Annotated in this window: 5 protein-coding genes; all 5 read left to right on the forward strand. The window is 71.2% G+C overall.

Annotated elements, in window-relative coordinates; all coding sequences use genetic code 11:
* The first annotated feature begins 452 nt into the window (after nucleotides 1–452).
* Nucleotides 453–698: a hypothetical protein gene (locus G5C65_RS31600; RefSeq protein ID WP_165302475.1), complete on the forward strand. Its 246-nt coding sequence runs from the start codon at nucleotides 453–455 to the stop codon at nucleotides 696–698.
* Between the two features lie 198 nt (nucleotides 699–896).
* A complete protein-coding gene (locus G5C65_RS31605) occupies nucleotides 897–1,865 on the forward strand; it encodes a radical SAM/SPASM domain-containing protein (protein ID WP_165302476.1) in 969 nt (322 codons plus the stop codon).
* 15 nt (nucleotides 1,866–1,880) lie between these two features.
* The gene (locus G5C65_RS31610) at nucleotides 1,881–3,053 is read left to right on the forward strand and encodes a methyltransferase domain-containing protein (protein WP_165302477.1); all 1,173 of its coding nucleotides are present in this window, start codon (nucleotides 1,881–1,883) and stop codon (nucleotides 3,051–3,053) included.
* Nucleotides 3,054–3,123: 70 nt separating this feature from the next.
* Nucleotides 3,124–3,330: a hypothetical protein gene (locus G5C65_RS31615; RefSeq protein ID WP_165302478.1), complete on the forward strand. Its 207-nt coding sequence runs from the start codon at nucleotides 3,124–3,126 to the stop codon at nucleotides 3,328–3,330.
* A 493-nt stretch (nucleotides 3,331–3,823) separates the two neighbouring features.
* Nucleotides 3,824–4,568: RNA polymerase sigma factor (locus G5C65_RS31620; protein ID WP_338146757.1), on the forward strand; the 745-nt coding region annotated here is incomplete at its 3' end.

Here is a 4,568-nt window from a genome sequence, read left to right on the forward strand (position 1 = left end):
CGCGCACAACTCCACCCTGAAAGGGGCGGAAGGAACCAGGAACCCACCCGGAGGGGTGGCCCCGAACCTACCGAGGCCACCCCAGACGGAAAATCCTCGCCCTTCAGGGCGATGGATGGGGGTTAACGGTCGGGGGTCCGGGTCAGGTGGGTGGGCGTGTGCAATACCGACGACCACCATGGCCAGGTCTGGGCCTGCGCCCGGTGCATCGACGCGCTGGCCCGGCGGATCAGAGCACAGGTGCTTCCTGCTGAAACCGAGTACCCGTTGGCATCCGTTGCGGTGCCGCGCCTCCGGGTCAAGTGGAGCACGGTCGGCGCCCTGGAGGTGCCGTCATGACCCGGGGCCGGTGTGAACACCGCAGGCTGAACCGTGGAACCGGGGGCGGCTGGTGGTGCAGTAAATGTGGGCGACAGATCTATCTCGAACGACCCAACGGGAGGTGAAACCACATGGCCGGACTCAGCTTCCCGGACGAGGAACGAGAAGAAGCGGAGGGGGCTGCCAGGGAGCTGCATGCGGAGCTGGCAGAGGTGGGCGTGGTGCTCGACGACATCGAGCTACGGGGGCCTTGCCACGAGATTCATCACGGGACGTACAAGGTCAGCCTCGGGAACCTGGCCCCAGAAGAAGTCAGAGCGTTCACGGAGGCTGTCCGAAAGCTGAAGCAGAAATCTCATCCAGGAGGCACCAAGTGACAGCGACGGCAACCTTCAACTGGCTCGCTGACTGACTCCTGCTGAATAGCGCACCCCAACTCCCGTCCCTCTGTCGGATGACATCCCCGCCCCGCACCGGCGGAGGGGCGGGCCTACCCCCTATAGCTCAGTCAGGAAGAGTCTGGGCAAGGGGGCGCACCACCCGAAAGCATCCCCACGATCCGAGGGAGTAACACCATGAGCGCACTCACCGTGGAGCAAGTCAGCGCTGACAGCGTGGTATTACGGTCGCTTGCGCTGGAGATCACCGGCCGATGCCAGAATCGCTGCCCCCTGCACTGCTACGCGAAGTCCGGCCCGGCGGGGAGCCACGGCACCATGACCCGCGACGACTGGTACCGGGTCCTCGACGAGGGCGCCGCCCTGGGGGTGCGCCAGGTGCAGTACATCGGGGGAGAGCCCACCCTGCACCCGCACCTGCCGCGGCTCGTGGATCGAGCGCTCGGTCTGGGCATGCGGGTGGAGGTGTTCTCCAACCTTGTCCATGTCCGGCCCTCGCTGTGGCACGTCTTCGAGCGTGCGGGGGTGAACCTGGCGACCAGCTACTACAGCGACGATCCCGCCGAGCACGAGCAGATCACCGGCGGCCGGGGCTCGTATGCCCGTACTCGCGCCAACATCGCCGAGGCGATACGGCGCGGCATTCCGCTGCGGGCGTCGCTGGTGCACGTCCTGGAAGGCCAGCGCACCGAGCAGGCCCGTGCCGAGCTGCGGCGCCTGGGGGGCGTGGGGGATCTCCGTGCGGACCGCGTGCGCCGCATCGGCAACGGCGACCGGGCACCGGCGAAGACGACGGATCACGATCCGGGGCAGCTGTGCGGGCGGTGCGGCCGGGACCGGGCAGCCGTACTCCCCGACGGGCGGGTGGCGCTGTGCGTCATGTCCCGCTTCCTGTCCGTCGGCAGCATCCACCTGGCGGGTCTGCCGGATCTCGTGGACTCGCCTGAGTGGCGCGCGGCACTCGCCCGCGTCCCGGCCCGAGATGGCGCCATGTGCCGGCCCCGCGACGGCTGCGAGCCCGCCATGCCGGACTGCGGACCCAAGCAGTCCCCATTCCCGGCCACGCCCGTCACGGCGTGCAAGCCGGACCAGGACGGGGAGGACTGCGCCCCGGCCGAGCAAGAAGCCTGCAAGCCCTCCTTCTGAAGGTATGTGATCGGTGTGAACTGGAAATCTCGCGCCGCCGAGCTGGCCGAGGACATCACGCATCCGACCTCCCGCTGGCGGCAGGCCGTCACCGACACCCCCAGGCACCTGTTCGTGCCCCGCTGGTGGTGGGCCGAGGAGTCCGGCGGCCAGGAGATGGTCGTAGGCGACGGCCCTTCCCGCGAGGAACGGTGGCTGCGGGTGGCCTACGCCAACCGGACCTGGGTCACCAGCATCGACGGGCAGCACGCCGACCACGCCCCCGACGACGCCAGGACGGCCGGGCGGCCCACTTCTTCCTCGACGCTGCCGGGCCTGGTGGTGGCCATGTTCCGGCATGCCCGCATCGCCCCTGGCATGGAGGTGCTCGACCTGGCGACCGGATCCGGCTACTCCGCCGCGCTGCTGTGCCACCGTCTCGGCGACCAGCATGTGACCACGGTGGACGTGGACCCGTATCTGACCCAGGCGGCAGCCGCCCGTCTGGCCGATGCCGGGCACCGGCCCGACGTGCACACCGTGGACGCCACCGCCCGGCTTCCCGGCACCTGGGACCGCATCGTGGCCATGGTGTCCGTCTCTGCCGTACCTGCCGCCTGGCTGGCCGCACTGAGGCCGGGGGGCCGGATGGTGTTCACCATCACCGGCACCGGGATGGTCATCGGCGCGGACAGGACCGACGACGGCGGCGCGGTCGGCCGAGTGGAGCCGTACCACGCCGGGTTCATGGGCGTACGCCACGACGGCACCGGCACCTACCCACCCGGCCTCATCGAGCAGATGCCGCAGGCGCTCACCGGCGAGGGCGAGCAGGTGACCACCGGGCGGTATCCGGTGTTCGATCCGGACTGCGCGTGGGAGCTGAACACGCAGCTCTACCTCGCCTACGGGCCGACTGACTATCGCTACACCGAAGAGGGCGGGCGGCGCGTGCTGGTCCTGGTGCGCCCGGACGGCTCGTGGGCGCGCGCCGAGGAGGACGACGACCAGCCGGGGCCGACCGTGCACCAGAGCGGCCCGCGGCGCCTGTGGGACGGCGTGGAGCGGCTGCGGCACTTCTACAACACCCGCGGCTACTGGGGCCCGCCGACCCTGCCGGTGCGCATCGACCCCGACGGCACCTGCCGCATCACCTGGGGCCCTCGCGAGGTCGTCATCCCACAAGCGACTGACTACCCAACCAACTAGGCCACGAACAGACCCCGGCGGGTGTCCTACCACCCCCGGGGCGCGGCCAACCTGAATGGAGCAGGTCAACATGCAATACCTTATCGCCTTCGCTGCCGTTGTCGCGATGGTCGTACTGGCGGTCGCCGCACATGACGAGTGGGACGAGAGGCACAGGGTCCCGACGCGGATCCAGGGTTGGACGCCGACGGCCTACGCGCCCCCGGCCCGGACGGGCGTCGACCTTCGGCACATCGATGCCGACGACATGATTGTCTTCATCGCAGAGGCCGACTGAACGACCACCCCCCAGGAACAGCCCCGCCCTCGGATGCCGCTGCGGGCGATGGCGCAGAAGGTGTGGGACCCGGAGCGGCCGAAGCGGAGCTGGGGGGACTTCACGAAGCTGGCCGGCGAGGTGTCGTAGCCCGCCGCGGCTCGCCGGGGCGCGCCGACGGCGACCTCTTCGTGACCGGCACCACCCGTTCCCCTGGAGCGCCTGGTCAGAGGGTGGAAAACGCGAAGACGGCCGAGGTCGCCACCCCCCACAGGAGAGACCCCGGCCGCCGTCGGTCACGGGCGCACTACGCCAGCGGCTTGCCCGTACTCACCTCAGCGCCAGGGGCGCGCATTCTGTTACCCGGCTCGTGCCGGGGGCGTACCAGCGCTTCCTACTCGCCAGTCCGGCATGGACGCGTGAGCGCACTTGGCTTAGCGTGCTGCATCGCATCGATGACGTTCGATGCGCGGGAAGACCGTTCGGTGCGCCAGGAGTGGAGCGAGACACAAGCGTGCAGGGGGACGACGCGGAGCTGACCGCTGCGGTACGCGCGGCGCAGGAGGGGGACGAGGCGGCCTTCCGCGCCGTCTACCGCTCCGTGCACCCGCGGCTGCTCGGCTATGTCCGCACCCTCGTCGCCGAGCCGGACGCCGAGGACGTCACCTCCGAGGCATGGCTGCAGATAGCCCGCGACCTCGGGCGCTTCACGGGCGACGCCGACCGCTTCCGGGGCTGGGCGGCGCGAATAGCCCGCAACCGGGCGCTCGACCATCTGCGGATGCGCGGGCGGCGCCCGGCGGTGGGCGGCGACGAGAGCGAGCTCACCGGGCTGCCCGGCGGTGCCGACACGGCGGACGAGGCGCTGGAGGCGCTCGGCACCGGCCACACCCTGGCCCTGATCTCCCGGCTGCCCCGGGACCAGGCCGAGGCGGTGGTGCTGCGGGTCGTCGTCGGCCTGGACGCGAAGAGCGCGGCGCAGGTGCTGGGCAAGCGCTCGGGCGCGGTCCGCACCGCCGCGCACCGGGGGCTGCGCAAGCTGGCCGAGATGCTGGAGTCCGACGAGGAGGCCCGGCCCCGCGGCCCGGCCCCCGCGCCCGGCGCCGCGCCGCAGGAGCAGTCCGCCGCGCCGCAGGAGCAGTCCAGGGAACAGGCACAGCAGCGGCGGGAGCGGCCCAGGGCCGGGCACCGCTCGCGGCAGCAGGGCCGCCAGGAGCCGGTGCGGGAGCGCGCACGGGAGCCGCGGGGCGGGTCCCGGG

The organism is Streptomyces boncukensis (assembly GCF_011045075.1).
GTDB lineage: Bacteria > Actinomycetota > Actinomycetes > Streptomycetales > Streptomycetaceae > Streptomyces > Streptomyces boncukensis.